The 1679-nt window shown below is 71.1% G+C and carries 1 protein-coding gene; it reads left to right on the forward strand.

Annotated elements, in window-relative coordinates:
• The first annotated feature begins 171 nt into the window (after positions 1–171).
• On the forward strand, positions 172–1449 hold the full coding sequence (locus tag D4B81_RS17705; RefSeq protein WP_161965298.1) for an IS110 family RNA-guided transposase: 1278 nt from the start codon (positions 172–174) through the stop codon (positions 1447–1449).
• The last annotated feature ends 230 nt before the right edge of the window (positions 1450–1679 follow it).

Consider the following 1679-nt stretch of genomic DNA (forward strand, 5'->3'; position numbering starts at 1 on the left):
GCGGCATAGGAAGACGTTTAGCGCTGGGGGTCTGGACGTGGTGACGTCCTCCTGATGCGCTTGTCGGGCTTGGTTTCCCATCGCTGTCAGGAGGACGTCATGAGTAACGGTAGTGGTGTTTCGCGCGGTGACCGGAACAGGAACGCACGGCTGGCTCGGCTGCGTGCTGCGGTGCCGACCTCGAACGCGATCGTCGGGATCGACCTGGCCGACGTCAAGCAGATGGTCGTGGTGTGCGACCACGACTCCCGGGTGCTGGCCCGGCGCACCTTCCGGTGCAAGGCCTGGGACCTGGGCCCCGCGTTGGACTGGGCCGCGGGCCACGCTGCCCGGCACGGGTTCACTGGGGTGACGCTCGCGTGCGAGCCGACCGGGCACCGGTGGCGCATCCTGGACCAGCTCGCGGCCGACCGTGGGATGAGCTTCGTGTGCGTGCAACCGACGATGTCTGCCTGGGCCCGCAAGTCCGAGGACCTGACGTTCGACAAGACCGACGACAAGGACGCCGTCCTGATCGCGCGGATGACCGCCCAGCTGCGCTGCTACCTGCCCGAGCCGGCCGATGAGACCTGGGGCCGGCTGCGTCACCTGGGGAATCGACGCGATGAGCTGCTGGAGATCCACGGCTCCTCGGTCCACCGGCTGCGCGACCTGCTCGAGTGCGTCTGGCCCGCGGCCCTGGCCACGGCTGCCTACCCGTTCAGGTCGACCACCTGGGTCGCCGCCCTGGCGGTCATCACCGGCCGTGACGGCGGGGACCTGGACCGGACCCGCCGCCTGGGCGCTGACAGGTTCGAGCGGATGGTCCGCGCCGAGATGGTCCGTCGCGGGAAGGTACGGCCGTGCCTGCGGATCGTGCGCAATCTGTTCACCGCCCTGTCCGACCCCGCCGGGGTGCACACCCACCGGCCCGGCGCGTTCGAACGCATCGCCTGGGTGCTCGGCGACTGGGACCGGGCCCGCACCCAACAGGTCGACGTTGAGGCCCAGATGGTCGCCGTCCTCGACGAGCTCGAGCTCACCCACCTGGTCACCACCATCCCCGGCCTGTCCCCGGTCGGGGCGGCGGCGATCCTGGCGCACACCGGTGACCTGAGGCGGTTCACCTCCGCCCGCGCCGTGGTCAAGCACGCCGGCCTGGCCCCACGGGAGCGGATGTCGGGCACCTTCACCGGCAAGGCCCGCCTGACCGGCGCCGGACGGCCAGAGCTACGCACCGCCGCCTGGCGGGCGGTGTGGGGCTGCCTGCAGACGAACAAGGTCTACGCCGCCCGCTACCGACACCTGACCACCCGGGAGACCAACAAGCTGAAGGCGACCCAGGCCCAAACCGTCATCGCCGGCGCGATCCTGCGCCAGCTGCACGCCGTCGTCGTCCACCGCCAGGCCTGGGACCCCGCCATCGCCACCGGCCACGCCCGAGGTCAGGAGCCGCTCGTGGCCGCCTGACCCCCGCCACTTCGCGCGAGGCGTCGCGCGTCACCAGCAGGGCCGGGGCGAGCCCTCCGCGGCATTGAGAACCACCCCAGGTATCTCGTCGCTCATCATGGGCCGCCCCGGCCCGTCGTCACCGAACCCGGTCACACGCTGCCGAGCCATCAAGCTCCATCACCTATGCAGGGACGACGACGGGCCCAGGGCACCGGCCCCCCCTTGACGTACAACGCCTCACGCTGATG

It is taken from the genome of Ornithinimicrobium cerasi (assembly GCF_003702705.1).
Classification (GTDB): domain Bacteria; phylum Actinomycetota; class Actinomycetes; order Actinomycetales; family Dermatophilaceae; genus Ornithinicoccus; species Ornithinicoccus cerasi.